The sequence below is a fragment of the Micromonospora sp. NPDC050417 genome (genome assembly GCF_044458865.1).
Classification (GTDB): domain Bacteria; phylum Actinomycetota; class Actinomycetes; order Mycobacteriales; family Micromonosporaceae; genus Micromonospora_G.
Window position 1 is genome coordinate 11996 of record NZ_JBITIH010000032.1, and the last position, 22596, is coordinate 34591.

The 22596-nt window shown below is 69.7% G+C and carries 21 protein-coding genes and 1 tRNA gene; 8 read left to right on the plus strand and 14 right to left on the minus strand.

What is annotated here, in order from left to right:
- Positions 1-17: 17 nt before the first annotated feature.
- Positions 18-566, plus strand: a complete 549-nt coding sequence (locus ACIBF5_RS29760) for a helix-turn-helix domain-containing protein (RefSeq protein WP_396816251.1) — start codon at positions 18-20, stop codon at positions 564-566.
- The gene (locus tag ACIBF5_RS29765; RefSeq protein ID WP_396816252.1) at positions 566-1999 is read left to right on the plus strand and encodes a tyrosine-type recombinase/integrase; all 1434 of its coding nucleotides are present in this window, start codon (positions 566-568) and stop codon (positions 1997-1999) included. Before ACIBF5_RS29760 ends, ACIBF5_RS29765 begins: the two co-directional genes overlap by 1 nt.
- Before the next feature lie 70 nt (positions 2000-2069).
- On the opposite strand, the gene ACIBF5_RS29770 is transcribed toward ACIBF5_RS29765, so the two are convergent.
- Positions 2070-2143, minus strand: a tRNA-Thr gene (locus ACIBF5_RS29770).
- A gap of 137 nt (positions 2144-2280) precedes the next feature.
- Between ACIBF5_RS29770 and ACIBF5_RS29775 the strand changes: the two genes are divergently transcribed.
- Positions 2281-3465, plus strand: a complete 1185-nt coding sequence (locus ACIBF5_RS29775; RefSeq protein WP_396816253.1) for a Fic family protein — start codon at positions 2281-2283, stop codon at positions 3463-3465.
- 143 nt (positions 3466-3608) lie between these two features.
- Positions 3609-5363, plus strand: a complete 1755-nt coding sequence (locus ACIBF5_RS29780) for a metallophosphoesterase family protein (RefSeq protein ID WP_396816254.1) — start codon at positions 3609-3611, stop codon at positions 5361-5363.
- 77 nt (positions 5364-5440) lie between these two features.
- Here ACIBF5_RS29780 and ACIBF5_RS29785 read toward each other — a convergent pair whose 3' ends face one another.
- Together ACIBF5_RS29785 and ACIBF5_RS29790 are read right to left on the minus strand one after the other, a co-directional pair.
- Positions 5441-5629, minus strand: a complete 189-nt coding sequence (locus ACIBF5_RS29785) for a DUF397 domain-containing protein (RefSeq protein WP_396816255.1) — start codon at positions 5627-5629, stop codon at positions 5441-5443.
- Positions 5589-6410: a helix-turn-helix transcriptional regulator gene (locus ACIBF5_RS29790; RefSeq protein ID WP_396816256.1), complete on the minus strand. Its 822-nt coding sequence runs from the start codon at positions 6408-6410 to the stop codon at positions 5589-5591. The genes ACIBF5_RS29785 and ACIBF5_RS29790 overlap by 41 nt, the downstream gene beginning before the upstream one ends.
- A 226-nt stretch (positions 6411-6636) precedes the next feature.
- Between ACIBF5_RS29790 and ACIBF5_RS29795 the strand changes: the two genes are divergently transcribed.
- Positions 6637-6834: a hypothetical protein gene (locus tag ACIBF5_RS29795; RefSeq protein WP_396816257.1), complete on the plus strand. Its 198-nt coding sequence runs from the start codon at positions 6637-6639 to the stop codon at positions 6832-6834.
- 37 nt (positions 6835-6871) lie between these two features.
- Positions 6872-7156 carry a hypothetical protein gene (locus tag ACIBF5_RS29800; RefSeq protein ID WP_396816258.1) on the plus strand — a complete coding sequence of 95 codons (285 nt, stop codon included), beginning with the start codon at positions 6872-6874 and terminating at the stop codon, positions 7154-7156.
- A 21-nt stretch (positions 7157-7177) separates the two neighbouring features.
- On the opposite strand, the gene ACIBF5_RS29805 is transcribed toward ACIBF5_RS29800, so the two are convergent.
- The 6 genes from ACIBF5_RS29805 to tmk all read right to left on the minus strand — a co-directional run bounded on the left by ACIBF5_RS29805 (position 7178) and on the right by tmk (position 12874).
- A complete protein-coding gene (locus tag ACIBF5_RS29805) occupies positions 7178-8020 on the minus strand; it encodes a stage 0 sporulation family protein (protein WP_396816259.1) in 843 nt (280 codons plus the stop codon).
- An 87-nt stretch (positions 8021-8107) separates the two neighbouring features.
- Positions 8108-8779 carry a hypothetical protein gene (locus tag ACIBF5_RS29810; protein WP_396816260.1) on the minus strand — a complete coding sequence of 224 codons (672 nt, stop codon included), beginning with the start codon at positions 8777-8779 and terminating at the stop codon, positions 8108-8110.
- Positions 8779-9084 carry a hypothetical protein gene (locus ACIBF5_RS29815; RefSeq protein WP_396816261.1) on the minus strand — a complete coding sequence of 102 codons (306 nt, stop codon included), beginning with the start codon at positions 9082-9084 and terminating at the stop codon, positions 8779-8781. The genes ACIBF5_RS29810 and ACIBF5_RS29815 overlap by 1 nt, the downstream gene beginning before the upstream one ends.
- Positions 9085-9411 (minus strand): YbaB/EbfC family nucleoid-associated protein, encoded by a 327-nt coding sequence (locus tag ACIBF5_RS29820; RefSeq protein ID WP_396816262.1) that lies wholly within the window; start codon positions 9409-9411, stop codon positions 9085-9087.
- Positions 9412-9539: 128 nt separating this feature from the next.
- On the minus strand, positions 9540-10751 hold the full coding sequence (locus ACIBF5_RS29825) for a DNA polymerase III subunit delta' (protein ID WP_396816263.1): 1212 nt from the start codon (positions 10749-10751) through the stop codon (positions 9540-9542).
- Positions 10751-12874, minus strand: a complete 2124-nt coding sequence (gene tmk, locus ACIBF5_RS29830) for a dTMP kinase (protein ID WP_396816264.1) — start codon at positions 12872-12874, stop codon at positions 10751-10753. The genes ACIBF5_RS29825 and tmk overlap by 1 nt, the downstream gene beginning before the upstream one ends.
- A gap of 300 nt (positions 12875-13174) precedes the next feature.
- Between tmk and ACIBF5_RS29835 the strand changes: the two genes are divergently transcribed.
- Positions 13175-14395 (plus strand): amino acid deaminase/aldolase, encoded by a 1221-nt coding sequence (locus tag ACIBF5_RS29835; protein WP_396816265.1) that lies wholly within the window; start codon positions 13175-13177, stop codon positions 14393-14395.
- 28 nt (positions 14396-14423) lie between these two features.
- On the opposite strand, the gene ACIBF5_RS29840 is transcribed toward ACIBF5_RS29835, so the two are convergent.
- Positions 14424-15149: a TetR family transcriptional regulator gene (locus ACIBF5_RS29840; protein ID WP_396816266.1), complete on the minus strand. Its 726-nt coding sequence runs from the start codon at positions 15147-15149 to the stop codon at positions 14424-14426.
- 152 nt (positions 15150-15301) lie between these two features.
- On the opposite strand from ACIBF5_RS29840, the gene ACIBF5_RS29845 reads away from it, so the two are divergent.
- Complete coding sequence (locus ACIBF5_RS29845) at positions 15302-16666, plus strand: D-arabinono-1,4-lactone oxidase (protein ID WP_396816267.1); 1365 nt, start codon at positions 15302-15304, stop codon at positions 16664-16666.
- Between the two features lie 20 nt (positions 16667-16686).
- Here ACIBF5_RS29845 and ACIBF5_RS29850 read toward each other — a convergent pair whose 3' ends face one another.
- From ACIBF5_RS29850 to ACIBF5_RS29865, 4 genes are all read right to left on the minus strand, one after another.
- Complete coding sequence (locus ACIBF5_RS29850; protein WP_396816268.1) at positions 16687-17916, minus strand: CapA family protein; 1230 nt, start codon at positions 17914-17916, stop codon at positions 16687-16689.
- Positions 17917-18019: 103 nt separating this feature from the next.
- Positions 18020-20896: a type I DNA topoisomerase gene (topA, locus tag ACIBF5_RS29855; RefSeq protein WP_396816269.1), complete on the minus strand. Its 2877-nt coding sequence runs from the start codon at positions 20894-20896 to the stop codon at positions 18020-18022.
- Between the two features lie 388 nt (positions 20897-21284).
- On the minus strand, positions 21285-22007 hold the full coding sequence (locus ACIBF5_RS29860) for a hypothetical protein (RefSeq protein ID WP_396816270.1): 723 nt from the start codon (positions 22005-22007) through the stop codon (positions 21285-21287).
- Positions 21998-22540 (minus strand): hypothetical protein, encoded by a 543-nt coding sequence (locus tag ACIBF5_RS29865; protein ID WP_396816271.1) that lies wholly within the window; start codon positions 22538-22540, stop codon positions 21998-22000. Before ACIBF5_RS29865 ends, ACIBF5_RS29860 begins: the two co-directional genes overlap by 10 nt.
- Between the last annotated feature and the right edge of the window lie 56 nt (positions 22541-22596).

The window sequence follows — 22596 nt, forward strand, 5'->3', positions numbered from 1 at the left end:
CGATCTATGGTGAAGCCATGCAGAGTAGTTCCACGCTGTTCAGAGCACGGGTGCCGATACACCCCAGACGGCGCCGAGATCGGGAATACCGCCGCGACTCCGACGAGCGTCCCGATCACGGGAAATACCGTCTGCGCATGGCCAAATCTCACGCATCTCACGCCGTCCGCGCAGCCAAGTTCGGCCGCCTCGTCGCCCGGATCCTCACCGACGCCAAGCAGCGCGGCATGACCATCCCTGACATCGAGCGCGCTACCGGTGTCGGCAAGAGCACCATCTACCGGTGGCGCGACGGTGAGTGGTCCAAGGACCCACGAGCGACCCAGGTGCGCGCGTTCTGTGATGGCCTCGGTGTCCCTTACCAGCAGGCGTACCGACTGCTGGGCTGGGCGGAGAACGGCGAGCCTCAGGCCGAGCCGCTCGGGCTCGATCCGGACATGCAGGAGGTTGCGCGCCGACTGCGCGACCCGAACACATCGGAGGCGGAAAGGGCGGAGATCCGCTCGATGATCCGCTATCTCGCGCGCCGCCGCGGCGACGACGACGGAGAGACAGAGGCGGTGTGATGGAGCTGGAGCTGCCGCACTGGAAGGACGTGCCCGTAACCCTGGGCTCCGATGGCCTGTACCACGCCAAGGTGACTGTGGGGCGGAAGCCAAACGGTGATCTGGACCGTCGCCACCGATCGGGCAAGAGTGAGGCCGTCGTGCGGCGCAAGATCCGCGAGCTGCTGAGGAAGGTCACAGCCGGCCAGAAGCCCCGGGTCGGCCGGGTGCCGACCGTCGAGCAGTGGTTCAGGATCTGGTTGACCGACATCGCCCCGTACGGTGCCCGACCCCTCGCCCGACGCAGTCTCGATGACTACTGGTCCCGCTGCCACAACTGGATCTTCCCCCACCTCGGCGGGTTGTTGATCGACGCATTGGAGGCCGAAGACCTTGACCGGCTCTACAAGGCGATGTTTTCGAAGAAACCAAAACCATGTTCAGAGGGGCACGTACTCAAAACCCATGCGGTTATCCGGCGCGGGCTGGAAATCGCGCTCCGCCGGGAGCGTGTCACCCGAAACGTAGCGAAGTTGATGGACCCGCCTGGTGCGCCGAGGGTGGCCCGGGAGTCCTTGTCCGCCGACGAGTCCCGAGCCGTGCTGGAGGTGGCGAGCCGGCGGCGTAACGGCGCACGGTGGTACGTCGGACTGGCCATCGGTCCCCGCCAGGGCGAGACTCTCGGGCTCCGCTGGTCAGATCTGGACCTGGACAACGAGATTGTGACGATTCAGTGGCAGCTACAGCGACTCGGGTGGCGGCACGGCTGCGACGATCCGAGCGCCTGCGGCGCTCGACCCCGGGCAAAGAACAGGAATGGGCTACACCGTTTCGAGCCTTGCCCGAAGGATTGCAAACGGCATAAGGGGACACGCGGCTGCCCTCCGCCTTGTAAACGCGATTGCGAAGAACATGCTTCAACGTGCCCTAAGAAACAGGATGGTGGATTGGTGCTTACCCGCCCGAAAGGCTGGCGACGTCGCCCGCACCCCCGCGTTGTCGCCTTGCCGCCAGGGGTGGCGCGGTTGCTGCGAGAGCACAAGGAGACACAGAAGGCGGAAATGCGCGAGGTAGGCACATACTGGCACGCGAATGATTATGTCTTTTGCCACCGTGACGGCCGCCCCATGGATCCACGCGTCGACTGGGCCGACTGGAAAGATCTACTGAGAGAAGCTGGCGTGCCGGACGCGCGAGTGCATGTGATGCGGCACTCAACGGCGACCGCGCTCCTGGAGCTGGGTGTCGACCTGTCGATCGTCCAGGAGGTGCTGGGGCACTCCGATCTCCGGACGACCCGGGGCTACCAAGACGTCGGGGTGGAGCTGACCCGGCGGGCGGCGGCGGCGATGGAGACGCGGATGGCAGCGCCGTCCCAGCGCCCCGCAGAGCGGCTCCAGATGGCATCTGTCACTGATCTTGTCACCGAGCGCCTGCGACGGCGATCTTCCTGATAGCCAATTACCGATCTCTCCAACGGCGAAGGCCCTGGTCACTCCGGTGACCAGGGCCTTCGCCGTACCGAGCCGCCTGACGGAATCGAACCGTCGACCTACGCATTACGAGTGCGTCGCTCTAGCCGACTGAGCTAAGGCGGCAACGCCCGTCGAGTGTACGGCACGCGCCGCCGAGCCTCCGCATCGGTTTCCTCGCCTCAACACCCGATGTTTGCTATGTCGCTAACTTAGCAACAAACGGGGGTAGAATGTCGCTATGATAGAGACATCTGAACATCGTGATCTACGCTAACCCGGCGCTGACCGCCGAGGATCAGACGGTTCTCGCCGAGGTCCATGAGATGCGAAGACATCTCGCCAGCGCCCTGCGCGCTCCACGACGCTGGCAGGGGGGTCTGCGCCGAACGATGCTCGCCCGCGCGATCCGCGGGTCCAACAGCATCGAAGGCTACGTCGTCGCGGAGGACGACGCCGCCGCGGCACTGGACGACGAGGAACCGTTGGGCGCCGACGAGAGGACATGGGCGGAAATCCGCGGCTACCGCCAGGCTCTCGGTTACGTCCTACAGATGGCCGGCGATCCGCACTTCGCGCCCGACACCTCTGCGGTCCGCAGCATGCACTACATGATGCTGGCCCATGACCTGAGCAAGAGCCCTGGCCAGTACAGGATGGGTCCGATCTTCGTACACGACGAGAAGCGTGACGTTGTCGTGTATGAAGGGCCGGAAGCAGGCAGGGTGCCCGAACTCATGGAGGAACTGGCAGCCAGCCTCCGCTCGGACACGGACATGGATCCGCTCGTTCGGGGCGCCATGGCTCACTTGAACCTAGTCATGATCCATCCGTTCCGGGACGGCAACGGGCGTATGGCGCGGGCACTCCAGACCTTGACCATCTCCCGTCAAACGATCATCGAGCCGGCATTCTCCAGCGTGGAGGAATGGCTCGGCCACAACACCGACGACTACTACCAGGTGCTCGCGATCACCGGCCAGGGCACCTGGCGCCCACGCCCCGACGCGCAGCTGTGGGCGGCCTTCAACATCCGAGCGCACCACATGCAAGCGCAGACGGTCGCGCGTCGAGTAGTCGAGGCATCGGAGATCTGGGCTGAGCTGGACAATCTGGTCGGGGCCCACAAACTGCCCGAGCGCATCGCGGGCATCCTCTACGAGGCGGTGCTCGGCTACCGCGTACGCCGCTCCGGCTACATGAAAATGACCGGCATCGAGAAACACACCGCAACTCGCGACCTGGGACGACTCGCCGACCTGGGACTGCTGCGACCTCAGGGCGAAACCCGTGGGCGCCACTACACGGCAGGTGAACGGCTGATCGAGTTGCGCGAGGAGTGCCGAAGGCGACGCCCGCCACTGACAGATCCCTATCCCTGGATGCGGACACGGCTGGCGCAGGGCAATGAGGTGCCCCTGACTCGGCCAGAGAAAGCATCAACATAAATACTCAGCGCACAGCTTGGCCGCCCCGACGCTCCTCAAGGGAGCATCGGGGCGGTGGCTCTTTGCTGGCATTCGGCGCGACTCATCCCAAACGTCCGCCATTGGACAGCGCTCGGTACGGGCGACGACTAGGCTCCGGTCGCGTGAGCGACGAACAGCCCGCAGGACCGGGAGCGAGCGCGAAGGAGATCGGGGCCCCCGACGTACGACCCGCCCCGCTGCCCCGACCACGCAGCCTCGATCCACAGGAACTCGGCTTCACCCCGGCTGCGCCCGTGCCGTGGCTGGCGCCGCTACTGCTGATCAGCACCGGTGTGCGTACGCTGCTGGCCCTGCTCTTCGGCGCCTACCTGGACAAACGCGAGTTGCAGAACGCGCTCCCGGGCGGGGTCTACGAGGAGCCGGGCACCGATGGCGAGCTGTGGATGGACTTCGTGGCCGACCTGGGCGACGGGTTCAACGCCACATACTCCGTGGCGTACCTGCTGGCGCAGCCGGAACTCGTGCTGGCCGACCGTCGGCTGCCCCGGGGGCAGATGCTGATGATGGGCGGTGACCAGGTCTATCCGACGGCGAGCAGCGGGGCGTACGAGAACCGGTTCAAGGGCCCGTACCAGGCGGCTCTGCCCTGCCCGCCCGCTGACGGTCCCGCCCCGACGCTCTACGCCATTCCCGGCAACCACGACTGGTACGACGGCCTGACCGCGTTCCTGCGCCTGTTTGCCCGTTCTCGCGACAGCGACATCGGCGGGTGGCGTACGCCGCAGTCCCGCTCCTACTTCGCGGTGCGGCTGCCGTCGGACTGGTGGCTCTTCGCCCTGGACGAGCAGTCCGGGACGTACCTGGACGATCCGCAGTTGCGCTATTTCGAGGAGGCCGCCGCCCAGCTCGGCCCCGAGTCCAAGGTGATCCTCTCGGTGCCGGCGCCGACCTGGGTCAAGGCGGTGGACGACCCCAAGGCGTACGAGTCCGTCGACTACTTCGTCCGTACCGTGCTCGCCCCCACTGGTGCCCGGGTTCCGCTGATCCTCTCCGGCGACCTGCACCACTACGCCCGCTACGCCAACCCGGAACGGCAGCTCATCCACTGTGGAGGAGGAGGCGCGTACCTCTACCCCACGCACCACCTGCCGGAGCGGATCGAGGTGCCGCCCCGGGACAGCGTCGCCCGCCGGGCCAGCGAGACCCGGGAGTACGACCTCGTCGGTCGTTATCCCGAGCCTGCCCGCTCCCGGCGCTACGGCTGGGGCATCTTCGGGCGGCTGCCGTTCCGCAATCCGGGTTTCGTGACCCTGCTCGGCGCCCTGCACGTCCTGCTGATGCTCCCCATCGCCGGGGTGGCGACCCAACGCGCCAGCTCCACCGACCAGGGCCTGTTCAGCATCCCGCTGGTCATCATGCTCGCCGTCGTGCTGGTCGGCGCGGCGTTCTTCGCCAAGCCGCCGACGGCGAGCGGTAAACGGCAGATCCGGCACTACCTGCTCGGGGTCTTCCACGGTGTCGGGCACATCGCCCTCGGAGCGGGCGGCGCTTGGGTGTGGCTCCAGCTTCCGTTCCAGGACTGGCCGTGGCCGCTGCCCGGGGCTGCCGCCGCGTTGCTCTACGGACCGGTCGCCGGGTTGGTCGCGAGCCAGCTCACCGCCGCGTACCTGCTGGTCGCGGGTGCGTTCGGGGTGAACGTCAACGAGCTTTTCGCCGGGCAGGGGATCGAGGACGCGAAGAGTTTCCTGCGCCTACACTTCGCCGCCGACGGCACGTTGACGATCTACCCGGTCGCGGTGGACACGGTGTCGCGCCAGTGGCGGGTCGGACCGGACGACCGACCGGACAGTTCGTGGCTGGTCCCGGGGCAGCCGCTGCGCGCCCGGCTCGCCGAGCCACCGATCACCCTGCGGTGAGCAACTGACGATCAAAGAACAGAGCCCCGACCATCCGGTCGGGGCACTGTGTGGTTCGAGGGGTGTGTCGCGACGAGCTATCCGCGCTTCGCCAGGTTGACGAAGTCGCGCCACGCCTCTGGCCCGAAGGTCAGCGTCGGGCCGGACTGGTCCTTGCTGTCGCGGACGAGGACACGACCGGGGAGATTGTCGGCCACCTCCACGCAGTCCCCGCCGTTCTGGCCACTACGACTGGACTTGCGCCAGGTCGGCCACTGAGTCGTCATGATCATTCACCAACCTCAGGATAAGGTCTCTTGACTGGCCACACGGTAGCGCGACCGCCGCTATAGCCTGCCACGTCCGGTCCAGACCGGTCACGAGGGCCGGCGCCGGCACCACTCGATCTTCGTAGAAGTCCCCCAACAGACCGACCATTTTCCCGCCCTCGATGGTTGCCAGCGAGAACGAGCCACTGCGGCCCGCGTGCAGCCCGGCGGAGTCGGGGACGACGTGCACAAAGATGTTCGGCCGGGCACCGATGTCCGACAATTGCAGCAGTTGCTCCTTGGCGATCTTGGAAGGCCCACACCGGAGGGTGGCGGCATCAAGGAAGAAGACGCAGGTGGGGCGGTCCCTCCGGTCGAGGATCGCGAGTTGCCGTTCCATCCGGAGGGCGACCCGACTCTCCACCTCCTCCTCGGAGTGCAGTCCCGTGCTCGCGAACACGGCTCGGGCGTACGCCTCCGTCTGCAACAGGCCGGGAATCAGGGTCGCCTGGAAATAGCGCAGGGTTGCCGCCGTTTCCTCCGCGCCCTGCCAGGGAAGGAACCAACTCGGTGGCGCCGATCGCCGGTTCTTCCGCGCCTCGACCGACGCCTTCTGGATCTCGTTGCCGGTGCCGAAGTGATCGTCCAATGCCTTGGCGGTGTCGGGCTGCGGGACCAGCCGGTTCGTCTCGAACGCCGCGATCAAGGAATTGCTGACCTGGATCGCCTCGGCCACCTGGTCCTGGGTGACGACACGCTCGGCGCGTAGCTGCTTGAGTCGTGCCGGAAGGTTATTCACCCTTATTTCCTCCTTATAAGTGGCCACGCCCCGCATAAGGAAACGCGTCCGAGGATGTGTGTCCTTAGTGTTCGGTGAACATATTCCGTTAATCGACGTCAATAGTCCGGGGTGGAGGAGAAGCGCTCCCGCTCGAATCCACCGGCAAGGACGGGCGGGAGTTGCGCGGGGCCGTCCCGCCTTCCCGAACGGGACGGCCCCGCATTCCAACAACCGAAGGAATGCGATGTTCGTCGTCCAATTCTGGTGGGACCTCATCCTGCGACTGCTCAGGCCGAGTCCGACCCTGCCGCCCCCGACACCGCCGCCGCCGACTCCCCCGCCCTGGGCGAACGAGCCGACCGCCGTACACCGGCAGCACGTCATCACGTTCGGCCAGCGACTCGGCTACGACGTCGCCCGACGAAACGGATACCGAGGATGACCGGGCGACCGTTGGTGAGTCCGGGCGAGATCGTCTGATGGAGCCGAAGCCGGTCGCGAGCCGACACCTTCACCTACCGTTGCGCCCGGTCTGGTGCTGCCGGGTCTGCGCCCAACCCTGGCCCTGCGCCGACGCCCGACTCGACCTGACCGTCAGCTTCCGCCACCAACGGATCGCACTGATGCTCTACCTCGGCACCCAGTTCGTCGACGCCATCTCCGACCTACACGTCTACGACTCCGCCCTCGGACGACCACCGGACGTACGCGCCATCTTCGACCGCATCATGTGCTGGATGCCACCCGACCGTCCGCCGACGTGAGCCACCCGGCGAGGGGCGCTGCTACGCGTAGCGCTCCTCGTGGGCCTGGCGAGAACCGCAGACCGAGGCCCGGCTGCACGACGTACGCGAACCGTCGGCGTCCATCCGCACCACCACCGAGTCGCGCGGCACGCTGTGCGCCACCACCCGTCCGGCTCCGTCGGGGGTCTCGACCCGTGCCCCGACCGCCGGAGCGGTGGCCTGGAACTGCTGGTACAGCGGGTGTTCGTACTTCAGGCAACACATCAGCCGGCCGCAGGCGCCGGAGATGCGCAGCGGATTGAGCGGCAGGTCCTGGTCCTTGGCCATCCGGATGGTGACCGGTTCGAAGTCGGTCAGGAAGGTGGCACAGCAGAGGTCACGCCCGCAGGAACCGATGCCGCCCTGGACCCGGGCCGAGTCGCGGGCGGAGAGCTGACGCAGCTCCACCCGGCAGTGCAGGGTAGCGCCGAGGTCACGGACCAGCGCCCGGAAGTCCACCCGGTGCGGTGCGGTGAAGTAGACGGTCGTACGCGACCCGGAGGAAGCACCGCTCGGCGCCTCCAGCACGTGGTCGACGGCGATCACCTTCATCGGTAGGCCGTGTTCGCGGATCAGACGTTTGGCGGCGACCTTCGCCTCCGCCTTGCGCTTGCGCTGGAGTTCGTCGCGGCGCAGCTCCGACTCGCCGGCGAGGCCGGCCAGACGGGGGAATCCGCTGGTGTCCTCACTGACCCACTGCGCCGCCCAGACACACTCGGCGACCTCGGGCCCGTCGTCGGTAGGGACCAGCACCCGGTCTCCGACGGCGGGACGGAACTCGCCCGGATCCAGGTAGTACAGGCGCCCGTACCGGGTGAAGCTCACCGCACACAGCATCCCCATCCGCCCACCCTACGTCCAAACCACCGCAGACTCCCCTACCCGTTTTCCGGCAACGAACTCCGGCAGCACCGAAGGGGCGAGCGAGAGTCAGCGGCCAACCCAGGTGGTGGCGTCGAAGCGGCCCGTACCGGCCTCGGTCGGGGCGCGGTAAGGCAACTCGGCGAGCGCCTCCGACCACTGGTGCAGCAGGGCCCGCGCCTGTTCCTCCGCCTCGGCCGCGGTCGCCAGCACCCGGGCGCCGATCTCGGCAGCCGCCGGTCCGGCCACACCCGGGTCGCCGCCACGGCCGGCGGTCACCACCGCCACCGCCTCCGCCGAGCCGAGCACCTCGGCGAGGGTGCGGGCCAGCGCGTAGCGGGTGCGGACCATCCAGTCGGCGACCGCGTCCGCGTAACTCACGGTCGCGTCGAGCCGCCCGGTCAGACTCTCCGACCGGTCCCCGTCAAGGTACGCGGCCAGCGCGTCCCGGTGCGCCGCGTACGCCCGTGCCCCGGCACCCTGCCACGGGTCGTCGCCGGTCAGGTACTGCCGCGCGTGGACGTACTCCTCGATCTGGGCGCGTACGGCGTGCCCGGCGGCGGTGAGCGGCGCCGGCCGGAGAGCGAGCACCTCGCCGAGTACGGCCCCGGGCAGGGCGCGCAACCGGCGCAGCAGTGGCCAGATCCGGTGGTCGTCCGGCGCCCCCGCAGCCGCGAGCAGGTCGTCGACCCGGCCGAGCAGGTCGGCGGCGGATCCGGCGAGGTGGTCCAGGGGATCCATCACCACTCCTGCGCGTGCCGGCGGCGGACGGCGTCGTCGGTGTCGGCGTAGCCCTCGGCGACCAGGCGCAGGTTGGCGGCGAGGCCGGCGATCCGGTCGGCGGCGGTGACCGCTTCGTGGGCACGGCACTCGGTGGCAGCCGACCACTGCCCGGTCAGTGCCCGGGTGGTCTCGGTGAGGCGGCCCGTGCCGGCTCCGTCCGGCACCGGGTCCGACCGACCGGCGGCGGTCAGGTCACGGCCGGCGCCGGTGAGCGTGGCAGCCGCTTCGTCCAGCCGGTCGGCGAGTTCACGCAGACTCTCCACTCAGACCTCCGTCAGCCGCCGGTACGCGCCGAACGTCTCGGTGTGCAACTTCTCCCGGGCCCACCCGGCTGCGTCGGCAGCGGCGGTCACCGCTGCCCGCACCGACCGGGCCAGGTCGGCGTTGCCCCGTTGCTGCACCGGGGCCAGGAAACGTACGTCGGTGATCGTGCCGTCGGCCGTCACCACCACCTCGACCAGCCCGTCCGGTGACCGGACACTGACCTCGACCGCCCGCACCGCCTGGTCAAACTCGGCCTGCAACGACTCGATCCGTCGGTAGCGTTCGACCGCCTCCTCGATCCAGACCTCGTCGATCTCCCGCGACATCGGTGGGCTCCTCCCGGCATCCATTCACCGAATGTGCCGTTCCTGTTGCACTAGGTACCGCACCGTACCGGTTGGTCAATGGAAACGGAACCCCGCACGGAGACACCGGAACGGGCTGGGAGGTCCGGTCAGCCGCGCCAGAGCGCAAGCATCATCGCCTCGACGGCGATGCGGGGCTTGACGTTCGTCTCGATCGCGGTACGGCAGGCGAGCACCGCCTCCAGCCGGCGCAGCGCCGCCTCCGGTGCCCACTTCGCCGCCGCCGCCTCGGCCAGTGGCGCCGTGTCGGTGTGCACCGGCGTGACCGGGGCGCGCAGCGTCACCGCGAGAACGTCCCGGTAGAAGCCGGCCAGGTCGACCAGGGCCCGGTCCAGCGCGTCCCGCTGCGCCCGGGTCGCCCGCGACTTCTGCCGACGTTCGAGGTCCTTGATCTGCCCGGCGGAACCCCGGGCGGCGCCAGCGGCCCCCTTGCCGGTGCCACCGGCGCCGAGCGCGGTCTGCAACGCGGCCCGCTCGCTCGCGTCCACGTCGGCCACCGCCGCCTCAGCCTCCGCCTCGGCGGACTCGATCAGCGTGGCAGCGGCGTCGAAGCAGGCCCCGACCCCGGTCAGTCGCCGGGGCACGGCCAGTACGGCATCCCGCCGCTTACGTGCCTCCGGGTCGCGGGCCAACCGCCGGGCCCGGCCGACGTGTCCCTGTGCCGCCGAGGCCGCCCAGCCCGCCAGGTCCGGGGCGATCCCGTCCCGTTCGGTGAGCACGGCCGCCACCGCGTCGGCGGCGGGCTGGCGCAACGGCACCAGGCGGCACCGGGACCGGATGGTCACCGAGATGTCGTCCGGGTGGGTGGACGGGGTGCAGAGCAGGAAGACCGTCCGGGGTGGGGGTTCCTCGATCGCCTTGAGCAGGGCGTTGCCGGCGGCCTCGGTGAGCCGGTCGGCGTCGGAGATCACCAGCACCTGCCAGCGGCCACCGGACGGGGTGCTCGCCGCCCGGAGCACCAGGGCGCGCATCTCGCCGACGCCGATGGAGAGTCCCTCGGGAACCACGAACCGTACGTCGGCGTTGGTGCCGGCGAGGGTGGTGTGGCAGCCGGCGCACTCGCCGCAGCCGGTGCCGTACTCGCACTGCAACGCGGCGGCGAAGGCGCGGGCGGCGACGGACCGGCCGGAGCCGGGCGGGCCGGTGAAGATCCAGGCGTGGGTCATCGCGCTGCCGGTGACGTCGCCGGGTTCCGTACCGGCCTCGGCGTTGCGGACCAGTTGTGCCGCCGAGGCGGCGGCTTGGCGCAGGGTCTCGGTCGCCTCGGCCTGGCCGACCAGGTCGGCGAAGACGCTCGTCATCAGGACCGCCGTTCCAGTTCGAGGCCGCCCGAGTCGTCACCGGCGGTGGTCTTCGGCTGCGCCGAGAGATCGATCGGTTTCGCCGGTCCAGGGTGGACGATGGTGTCCGGTTCGCCGAGCATGCCGCCGACCCGGGCGGCGATCGCGGCGGCGATCTGGTCGATCGGCCCGGAACCGTCGAGCACCAGGTAGCGCTTCGGGTCGGCCGCCGCGAGGTCGAGGAAGGCGTCCCGGACCCGGTCGTGGAAGTCGAGCGATTCGGCCTCCAGCCGGTCCTTGCCCACTCCCCGGGCGGTGACCCGGAGCAGTCCGGCCCGTGGGTCGACGTCGAGGAGCACCACCAGGTCGGGTTTAAGGCCGCCGGTGGCCCAGGAGGAGAGCCAGGAGACCTCGTCGACCGGAAGCGTACGACCGGCGCCCTGGTAGGCCAGGGACGAGTCGACGTACCGGTCGCTGATCACCACTGCGCCCCGGGCGAGTGCCGGCCGAACCACGGTGGCGACGTGATGCGCCCGGTCGGCGGCGTAGAGCAGGGCCTCGGCGCGGGGCGAGAGCGGGGCCGTACCGACGGTGGTGCTCTCCAGGACCAGGGAGCGGATCCGTACGCCCACGTCGGTGGCGCCCGGCTCCCGGGTCACCACCACCTCCCTGCCTTCCCCGCGCAGGGTTTCGGCGAGCGTGGCGAGCTGGGTGGACTTGCCGGCCCCCTCGCCGCCTTCGAAGACCACGAACGCCCCGGTCGAGGCGAACGGTTCGGCCGGGGAGAGCGGGCGTCCCCGGATCGAGCCCCAGAGATCCGGCAGGACCGGTACGCCGGGCTTGTCGTCCATCTGGCGGAACGCATTGATGCCGGCGAGGATCCCGGCGATCCCGGCGACGAGCAGCAGCAGTCGGGTGGAGGAGACGGAGATGCCGAGGTCGGCGATCCGCAGTTCGCGGGAGCCACCGACGCCGACCAGCAGGCTGCTGACCGAGATGGCCAGGATCAGCACCAGCCGGGTGCCGGTCTGGACGACCGCGAAGACCCGGCCGCGTACCTCGTCGGCGACCTCGCCGCCGAGCAGCGTGGTGCCGGAGAGGAAGGCCATCCCGGCACCGGCACCGACCAGCACCGCGCCGAGGATCGCCATCGACAGGTGGATGGAGCCGGCCAGGACCAGCACCGAGGCGCTGGCCAGGACGATGCTCATGCCGAACCAGCGCCGCCGGGACATCTCCCGGACGATCATCGGCCCGAGCCCGATGCCGACCGAGAGGCCGATGAAGATCGAGCCGAAGAGCAGGTAGAACGCGGCCTCACCGGCGCTGAGTGACTTGGTGAAGAAGTTCGCCGTGCCGATCACGACGCCGCCGCCGGCGAACGCGCCGAAGATGCCGAGGACCAGGCCCCGGATCAGCGGGGTCTTGCCGATGAACCGCCAGCCCTCGACGAACTGCCGAAGCATGCTCTGCCGCTCGCCCTGCTCCCCCTCCTCGCGCCCGAAGCTTCGCCCGCTGATCTCCCGGATGCCGAAGAAGACCACCAGCGCGGTGGCGAGCCGGCTCAGTGAGTTGAAGTAGAGCGCCAACTGCGTCGGGTCGTTCCAGCCCTGCGGCGGCCCACCGGAGACGGCGCGCACGCTGCGGTCCAGAACCGCGATGCTGATCGCGGCGAGCACCGGGGTCACCCCGTAGGTGGTGATCAGGGTGAGCTGGTTCGCCACCTCCAGCCGGGTACGCGGGATCAGGTTCGGGACCGCCGCCTCCTTGGCCGGGATCCAGATCAGCGTGATCGCCTCGATCAGGAAGGTGGCCACCGCCGCCCAGCCGACCACCAGTCCGCCGCCGATGTTGAGCAGCGCGGCGAGCGGGATCGAGGCGAAGAGCACGAAGCGCAGCAGGTCGCAGACGACCATGGTGAGGCGCCGGTCGAACCGGTCCGCCAGCACCCCGGCCACCGGGCCGAGCAGCAGTGCCGGCAGCAACCGCACCGCGATCACACCACCGAACGCCAGGCCCTTCGCGGTGTCCCCGCTGACCTGGGTCGCGGCGAAGATCGACGTGGCGAGCAGGCCGAGCCAGTCACCGAACGAGGCGGCGCCGAGGACCAGCCACAGCCGACGGAAGGGCCGGATCCGCAGCACCGAGCGCAGGGCCTGGTAGCCCGTGCGGTCGACCTGGGCGGTGGAGGTCGCGCCCGGCTCGGCGGTCGCTTCCGGGTCGGATGCCGCTCCCGGCTCGCCGCCGCGGTTGGTGTCGATGGCCGTACCTCCCCGTGCCGGCCCAACGCTGGGCTCCCCCGGGACACACTCTAATCGCGGCGCTCACCACCCCCACCCCGACATTCCCCTGATCCCAGCGTCGGGACGGTCGGGACGACCGGACACGAACCACCAATACGCGAGGGTGTTTCGCATTGACGAAGGGCCAGTTAGCGTACACATGTGCACACCGACGTACCAATCGACCGAGACGCCCTGCGCGACCGCCTGGACCGGGCGACCGCGCACCTCGATCCGCCCTTCGCGGCGATCGACCTGACCGCGTTCGACGCGAACGCCGACGCGCTCTCCACGCGGGCGGCGGGCAAGCCGGTCCGGGTGGCGAGCAAGTCGGTCCGCTGCCGCGACCTGCTCACCCGGGCGCTGGCCCGCCCCGGCTGGCAGGGAGTGATGGCGTACACCGTGCGCGAGGCGAACTGGCTGGTCCGCACGGGTGTCAGCGACGACGTGCTGGTGGCGTACCCGAGCGCGGACCGGGCCGGACTGGCGGCAATCGCCGCCGACGCCGAACTGGCGACCTCGGTGACCCTGATGGTGGACAGCCCGGACCAGCTCGACCTGATCGACACGGTCGCCGCACCGGACCGGCGCGCACCGATCCGGGTCTGTCTGGACCTCGACGCCTCCTGGCGACCGGCCCGGGGTCGGTTGCACATCGGGGTACGCCGCTCGCCGGTGCACTCGGCCGCCGACGCCGGCGCGCTCGCCGCCCGGGTCGCCGCCCGACGCGGGTTCCGGCTGGTCGGACTCATGTCGTACGAGGCGCAGATCGCCGGGCTCGGTGACGCCCCACCGGGGCAGGCGCTGCGGGGCGTGGCGATCCGGGCACTCCAGCGCCGGTCGTACCCGGAGTTGACGGCACGCCGTGGTGCGGCGGTGGCCGCGGTACGCGAACACGCCGAACTCGACTTCGTCAACGGAGGCGGCACCGGCAGTGTGGCCGCGACCAGCGCGGATCCGGCCGTGACCGAGGTCACCGCCGGCTCCGGCCTGTACGGGCCCACCCTCTTCGACGCCTACCGCACGTGGCGCCCGGTCCCGGCCGCCTTCTTCGCCCTCGCCGTGGTCCGGCGCCCGGCGCCGGGTCTGGCGACCGTGCTCGGCGGCGGTTGGATCGCCTCCGGGCCGGCCGAACCGAGCCGGCTACCGGAACCCTGGCTGCCACCGGGGCTGAAGCTGCTCGGGTCGGAGGGGGCCGGCGAGGTGCAGACCCCGCTGGCCGGTACGGCGGCGCACGCGCTGACCGTCGGCGACCGGGTCTGGTTCCGGCACGCCAAGGCCGGCGAGCTGAGCGAGCACGTCAACGAACTGCACCTGATCGAGGGGGATCAGGTGGTGGCGACGGTGCCGAGCTACCGGGGCGAGGGTCAGGCGTTCCTCTGACCTCGCCGGACCGGGCCGACCGGACGGCTCAGCTCGCGGCGCTGTGTGCCGGGTCGCCCACCGTCGCGGCGGTGGCCGAAGCGTCCGCGACAACCTCGGCGACCGGCGGCTCGGCGCCACCGGCGACGGGGCCGACCTGCCGGTGCAGGTATTCGCGGATCAGCGCCTTCGCCTCGACCAGCACCCGCTCGTCGCCGTCCTGGTCCCGCCGGAAGGCGAGCTTGATCAGCGCGTCGGCGGCCTCGACCGCGATCTCCAGCGCGAAGCGCAGCGGCGGTCCGTCGGCGATCCCGAACTGTTCGACCAGCACCCGGGCGAGCTGTTCGGCGATCACCCCGTTGTTGTCCCGCTGGTCGTCGAGCAGGTGTACGTCGACCACGTCGCCGAAGTGCAGCGTACGGAAGCCGGGTACCAACCGGTGCATGGCGATGTACTCGTCGATCCCGGCGTCGACCCCGTCCCACCAGTGGGCGAGGTCGCCCTGGGAGAACCGGTCGGCAAGGCGTTCGAGATACGCCTCCATGTTGCGGAGCGTGAGCGCCTGGACGATCGCCCGCTTGTCCGGAAAGAACTGGTAGACCGAGCCGATCGCCACCTCGGCCCGCTCGGCGAGCAGGGTCGTGGTCAGACCCTCGTAGCCGACCTCGTCGACCAGTTCGGCACAGGCGTCAAGCATGCGCTGGACCCTGGCAACACTACGACCCTGCACCGGGACGCGGCGTAGTGGACCACTCGTGGCGGTTGATGTGGACACGCGTCGCCACTCCCCCTTCGACGGATGAGATGTGTCTGCACGTCGCGAGTTCGAAACGTTACCTGGATTAACGATCGGACCTGGTGTGCGATGTTTACTCATCGCATCGAAGCCTGATATGAATGCTACTCATATTCGGCACTGGAGGCTGCATGGCCAGCACCCCATCGCCGTACGGCGCGGTGTCGCCGCCCGGCGCGACGCCCCCGTCCGCCACGCCCACCGCCGGTTGGACGAACTGGGCCGGCAACCAGCGCGCCACCGCCACCACCGTGCTGCGACCGTCGACCGTGGAACACCTGGCCGACGCCGTACGGGCCGCGGCCACGGCCGGACGCCGGATCAAGGTGGTCGGCAGTGGGCACTCCTTCACCGACATCGCCGCCGCCACCGACCTACGGATCGAACTGTCCAACCTGGGCGGCCCGATCAGGGTCGACCGGGAGCAGCGCCTGGCCACCGTACCGGCTGGACTCGAACTGCGTACCGTGAACGCACTGCTGGCCAGCCATGGCCTGGCCATGCCGAACCTCGGCGACATCGACGCCCAGACCGTCGCCGGCGCCCTCTCCACCGGCACTCACGGCACCGGCGCCAGCTACGGCTGCCTCTCCACCTTCGTCGAGGCCCTGACCCTGGTCACCGGCAACGGCGAGACACGGCACTGCTCCGCCACGACCGACCCCGAACTGTTCGCCGCCGCCCGGGTCGGGCTGGGCGCGCTCGGAATCATCACCGAGGTCACCCTCCGGTGCGTCGACGCCTTCGTGCTCCGGGCCGACGAACGGCCGGCGCCGCTGGCCACGGTCCTCGCCGACCTGCCCAACCTGATCGAGGAGAACGACCACTTCGAGTTCTACTGGTTCCCGTACACCGACCGGGTGCAGGTCAAGACGAACAACCGGGTGCCACTCGACGACCGGCCACTGCCCCGGTTCCGGGGATGGCTGGACGACGAGTTCCTGGCCAACACCGTCTTCGCCGGGGCCTGCCGGCTCGGGCGGGCCGTGCCGGGCCTGGTCCGGCCGATCAACGCGATCTCCGCCCGCGCGCTCACCGCCCGGAGCTACACCGGCCGCTCGGATCAGGTCTTCTGCACCCCGCGCCGGGTCCGGTTCACCGAGATGGAGTACGGGCTGCCCCGCGCCGCCCTACCCGAGGCACTGACCGCGCTGCGCCGGGTGGTCGACGGGCTGCCGTTCAAGGTCCAGTTCCCGGTCGAGGTGCGGTTCACCGCACCGGACGACATCTGGCTCTCCCACGGTCACCAACGGGAGTCCGCGTACCTGGCGATCCACCAGTACGTCGGCGCCCCGTACGAGCCGTACTTCCGGGCGTTCGAGCGGGAGGCGATCGAACTGGACGGTCGCCCGCACTGGGGCAAGCTCCACTACCGGGACGCGGCGTCGCTGCGTACGGTCTACCCGAGGTTCGACGACTTCGTGGCCGTACGGGACCGCCTCGATCCGGGGAGGGTCTTCGCCAACGCCTACACCGAGCGGGTCCTCGGCGCCTGAGGTTGCCCTGGAAGCGGCGCTCAGCCGGTCGGGGCGAGCACCTTCAAACCGTCCTGGTCGGCACCCCGGGCGGTCAGATAGCCGGTGATCCGCTGGTAGGCCCCCTGGTAGACCTTCCGCTGGTCTGCCGCCAGAGCCGGATCAGCGAGAGCGGTGGCGAGGTCCACCAGTCGGATATTCGGACTTATATCGGTCCAGATGGGGATCGCGGCGGCCTCGGTGATTTTCCACTCTTTCGGGGCCATTTCCGTGAAGGTGATTCTGGCCATCACACCCTCACGATTATCATTGACCGGATCGGCATGTCGGGCAATCTGGTTACCCATGCCGTAAACGACCCATTTATCGTTGAATTCCTCGAACGGCTGCACCACGTGCGCATGGTGTCCGAGGATCAGGTTGATATCGGGCGACTCGATCAGCGGTTTGACCCAGTCCAGTTGGTCGGCGTCCGGCAGGTGCTGGTATTCCGTACCCCAGTGCAGGCTGAGCACGACGATCTCGGCACCGGCCGCACGCAGCCTCTTCGCCGCGTCCAGGATCTTCGCCGGCTCGATCAGGTTGGCCATCCAGAGCTTGCCGGCCGGTCGCTCCAGCCCGTTGAAGTTCAACGTGTACGACAGGTGCCCGACCTTCACCCCGGCCGCCTCGTAGATCCTCGGCGTGTTCGCCTCGGCCGCGTCACGGGCGCTGCCCGCGTGACCGAGCCCGGCCGCGTCGAGCGCGTCCAGGGTGCGCTTCACCCCCTGCGCGCCCTGGTCCAGGGTGTGGTTCGAAGCGGTGGAGCAGGCGTCGAAACCCGCGCGGCGCAACCCGTCGACCACCTGCGGCGGCGCGCTGAAGCTGGGATAGCCCTGGAACGGGCCGGCCGCCGGCGCCAGCGGCGTCTCCAGGTGACAGATGGCCAGGTCGGCACCGCTGATCGCTGGCGCCACCCGCTCGAACATCGGGAAGAAGTCGTAGCCCCCGGCCTGACCGGCATCCCGTTTCGCCTGCGCTGTCACCTCGGGGTGGATGAGCACGTCGCCCGCGCCCAGCACGGTGAGGAGCCGGCGCCCCTGGGCGTCGAGTCGCGCCCCCGGCGGCGCCCCGGCAGTGCCACCACCCGGCGGCTGGCTCCCGTTCGACTGACCACCCGACGGTTCCACCCAGGAGGACCCTCCAGGGGAATCGCCCCACCAGTCCGCCCGGTAACCAATTCCGCTGACAACAATCAGCGCCCCCGCCAGTACGACCGAAAACAACAGCATTGTCTGGCGGTGGCCGCCCCGTATCCCCCGTCGCGCCACCGGTGGAGCCTAAGGCATAGCGCCGGATCGGAAAATCCGATCCGGCGCTCATTCCCCCGAACAGTTACTCGGAGCGCTCGGTCACCTTCGCCGGGGCGGCCTTTTTGGTCGCTTTGGTAGCGGTGGTGGATTTCACGGCGGTGGCTTTCTTCGGCGCAGCCTTGCGCGGAGCCGCCTTCTTCGCCGCCGCCTTCTTCGCCGCCGTCGGCTCCGCCGCCCCGGCCGCCTTCTTCGCCGGGGCCTTCTTCGCCGCCGCCTTCTTCTTCGGCGCCGGCCCCTTGGCCCGCTTCTCGGCGAGCATCTCGGATGCCTCTTCGAGGGTCAGCGCCTCCGGGGTCTGACCCCGTCGCAGCGACGCGTTGAACTCCCCGTCGGTCACGTACGGACCGAACCGGCCATCCTTGATCACCAATGGCTTCTCGGTCAGCGGATCGGCGCCCATCTCCCGCAACGGCGGCGCGGCGGCGCGACGCTGCCGGGTCTTCGGCGCCGCCAGCAGCGCCAACGCCTCCTCCAGCGTCACCGTGAAGATCTTGTCCTCGGAGTCAAGCGAACGGAACTCGTCGCCCTGCTTGACGTACGGGCCGTAGCGGCCGGCGGCGGCCAGCACCTCAGCGCCGTCCGGCGCGAGCCCGACCACACGCGGCAGGCTGAGCAGCCGAAGCGCCTCGGTGAGCGAGATGTCGTCCGGCGACTGCGATTTGAGCAGCGACGACTTCCGGTCACCACTGGAGACGTACGGGCCGAAGCGGCCGGACTTGAGCAGGATCGGCTCGCCCGTTTCCGGGTGCTCGCCGAGTTTGCGCTCGCCGCCACCACCGAGGAAGAACTCGTTGACCTTCTCCGGGGTCAGCTCGTCCGGCGCGACCCCCTCCGGAAGCGACACCCGGTCGCCGGCCGGACCGCCGTCCTCGGACGTACCGGCCTCGCCCTCGGCGGCGGGCGCGGTCGGCGCCTCCACCTCCGGACCGGGCAGGGTGCGCTGGAGGTACGGCCCGTAACGGCCGACCCGGACCACCACGTCGCGTCCCTCGTCGTCCCGGAACAGCGGGATCGAGTTGACGCTGCGGGCGTCGATCTCGCTCAGGTTCTCGGTGACCATCTTCTTCAGCCCACCGGAGCGGGCCACCGAGTCGTCACCGGCCACGTCGCTGCCAAAGTAGAACGAGGTGAGGAAGTCGACCGCCGCGTGGTCACCACCGGCGATCTCGTCCAGCTCGTTCTCCATCGCGGCGGTGAAGTTGTAGTCGACCAGGCGCGGGTAGTGCCCTTCGAGGAGCCCGACCACCGCGAACGCCAGGAAGGACGGGATCAGCGCCTGGCCGCGCTTGAAGACGTACCCCCGGTCCTGGATGGTCTGCATGATCGAGGCGTACGTCGAGGGCCGCCCGATGCCCAGCTCCTCCAGCGCCTTGACCAGCGACGCCTCGGTGTAACGGGCCGGCGGCTGGGTGGTGTGCCCGGTCGCGGCCAGTTCCTCGGCGGTCAGCGGCTGGTCCTTGACCAGGGTCGGCAGCCGACGCTCGGCATCCTCGGCCTCGGCGTTCTCGTCGTCGGAGGACTCGACGTACGCCCGCAGGAAGCCCGGGTCGGTGATGGTCTTGCCGGTGGCGCCGAAGTCGGCCTCCTCACCGGCCTCGGTGACCGCGCGGATGCGCACCGAGACACTGGAGCCCACCGCGTCGGTCATCTGCGAGGCGATGGTCCGGCGCCAGATCAGCTCGTAGAGCCGGAACTCCTCACCGGAGAGTTCGTTGGCCAGCTCACCCGGGGTGCGGAAGTGATCGCCAGCGGGGCGGATCGCCTCGTGCGCCTCCTGCGCGTTCTTCACCTTGCCGGTGTAGCGACGCGGCTCCGGCGGCACGTTCCGCTCGCCGTACAGCTCGGCGATCTGGCGGCGGGCCGCGGCGATGGCGGTCTCCGACAGGTTCACCGAGTCGGTACGCATATAGGTGATGTAGCCGTTCTCGTACAGCCGCTGCGCGGTGCGCATCGTCTGCTGGGACGAGAAGCGGAGCTTGCGTGCCGCCTCCTGCTGGAGGGTCGAGGTGATGAACGGCGCGTACGGGCGACGCCGGTAGGGCTTCTCCTCGACCCGGGTGACCGTGAACGGCCGCCCGTCGAGACGGGCGGCGAGCCCACGGGCACCGTCGCCGTCGAGGTGGGTCACGCCGGCGCCCGGCTTCACCTTGCCGGTGGTCGGTTCGAAGTCACGTCCGGTGGCGATTCGGTCGCCATTGAGCCCGATCAGGGTGGCGTGGAAGGTACGCGGTCCCTCACCGGCGTCGCGTACGGCGAGCGTGGCGAGGATGTCCCAGTACTCGGCGGTGCGGAACGCCATCCGCTGCCGCTCACGTTCGACCACGATCCGGGTGGCCACCGACTGGACCCGGCCCGCCGAGAGCCTCGGCATGACCTTCTTCCAGAGCACCGGCGAGACCTCGTAGCCGTAGAGCCGGTCGAGGATGCGGCGGGCCTCCTGGGCGTCCACCAGGTCGCGGTCGATTTCCCGGGGGTTGGCCACCGCCGCCTGGATCGCCGGCTTGGTGATCTCGTGGAAGACCATCCGCTTGACCGGAACCCGGGGCTTGAGGGTCTCGACCAGGTGCCAGGCGATCGCCTCGCCCTCGCGGTCCTCATCGGTGGCCAGGTAGACCTCGTCCACCTCCTTGGCCAGCTTGGTCAACTTGGCGATCTGCTGTTTGCGGTCGGCGGAGACGACGTAGAGCGCGGTGAACCCGTGGTCGACGTCGACGCCGAGCCGGGCCCACGGTTCCTTCTTGTATTTGGCGGGCACGTCGGCGGCGTTGCGCGGCAGGTCACGGACGTGCCCCAGGCTGGCCTCGACGATGTAACCCGGGCCGAGATAGCCCGAGATCGTCTTGGCCTTCGCCGGTGACTCGACGATGACCAGACGGGTGCTCTTGGCGTTACTCGGCACGTCTCTCCCCGACCTCACTCACGACTGCTCGCCCTGCGGACCACCGTGGTCCGCCTTATCGCCAGGCCGCCGCCGGTGGTCGGCTCGCTGGACGTCCAACGTAACGCGCTGCGCGCCGCGAGGGTTGCGCGGCCCGTGAAGAGCCCTCTCACGCTGCGCGAACGCCGAGCCCGGAAGGCGCCTGGGTGGTGCATCCCGGACGGCGACACCGTACACCGAGGATGAATCGGTCTGGATCCATCGGCGGCGACGATCTTTCTCCCACGCCTCGCTGTGGGACGATTATCTCCCATATCTCCGGTTCCCTGTCCGCTATCGGACAGTCGACCGGATTGTGCCTGATTCAGGCTTGGAAATGGATGAAACGCATGAATTAGGAGCAAATGGGTTAACCACCCGAAATCGGCCAACTCGTTGCGGGGGCCGCCGCCGGCCGCTCACCCACCAGCTCCGTCAGCCGGGCCATCCGCCGCCGGCCGGTGATCCGGTACGCCGGGCCGCCCGCCCGTGGGGGCAACAGTACGGCCGGCAGCCCCAGCGCGGCGAGCGCGGCACCCACCGGCTCCCAACAGCTCTCCTCGGCGTCGCCGAGCCGGAACAGAAAACCGGCCGACTCCGGGCTGCCCGCGGCGGCCACCCAGAGCCGCAACCGTCGACCGTTCAGGTACAACCCGGCCGGCGGACGCTTCGCCCCACCACGCAACCAGCTCCGGCTGAGTGGGGCGAGCGTCGTCGCGTACGCCGTCCGCACCTCGTGCCGCTGGTCCTCGGTCCCCTCCCAACTCACCGGAAGACCACGTGCCGCGAGCTCCGCCACGAGTACGTGCACCCGCCACGCGGAGTCGACCACCACCGAGACCCTGGCCGTGCCACCCATGCGGACCACCTGCCCCGGCCCCACGAGCAGGCCGGTGAGGTCGGCCGGCGACGGCTCGGTCGCCTCCACCCCGAAGAGCGACAACTGCCGGACCGGGGCGACCCCGGCCGGCGGCACCGTCTCCCCCGTCTCCTCCGACCCGGTTGGCACCGGCCCCGTCTCCACAGGCTCCGTTGCCGGTGCCGCGAGTGGCGGCACCGGTGGCGGATCCGCCGAAGGCGTGGTCAGAGACACTCCGGGACCTCGTCGAAGGCCCGCTTCAACTCGGGCGAATTGAGCTTGCTGGTGTCCAGCTCGCTGGCGTCGTACTCCTTGTTCAGGGTGTCGACCGCAGCCTTGACCCCGTCGTAGAACGGCCCGGACTGGCCGGTGTCCAGGGCCTCGATCGACCGCTTGGCCCGGCCGTACGCGTCCCGGACCTGGGTCAACGACGTGACGAAGCCCTCCGAGACCACCTCACCGCTCGACACGTCGGGTACGCCCGCCTCGACCACCGCCTGCCGCGCCGCCTCGCTCGCCCGCTCCGCGCCGGCCATCATCCGGACCAGGTTCTCCTTCGCCTGCGCCGGCGTGGTCTGCGCCGTCATCTGCTGCTGCGCGCTGCTGGTCAACGTATCGATCTCGACGCGCCACGGGCCCAACGCGTCGCAGACCGAGGCGGCCCAGGCCGGCGCGGGCGGCCCCCCACCACATCCACCTACCACCATCACGAGGGTGCACAGGACCACGGGGAGAATCCCGGCGGCCGGCGCGCGGGGCGTACGCATGCGTTGCAGCGTACGGGTTGAGAGGGACAGCACGCTGGCACAGCCGTACCCCCGAA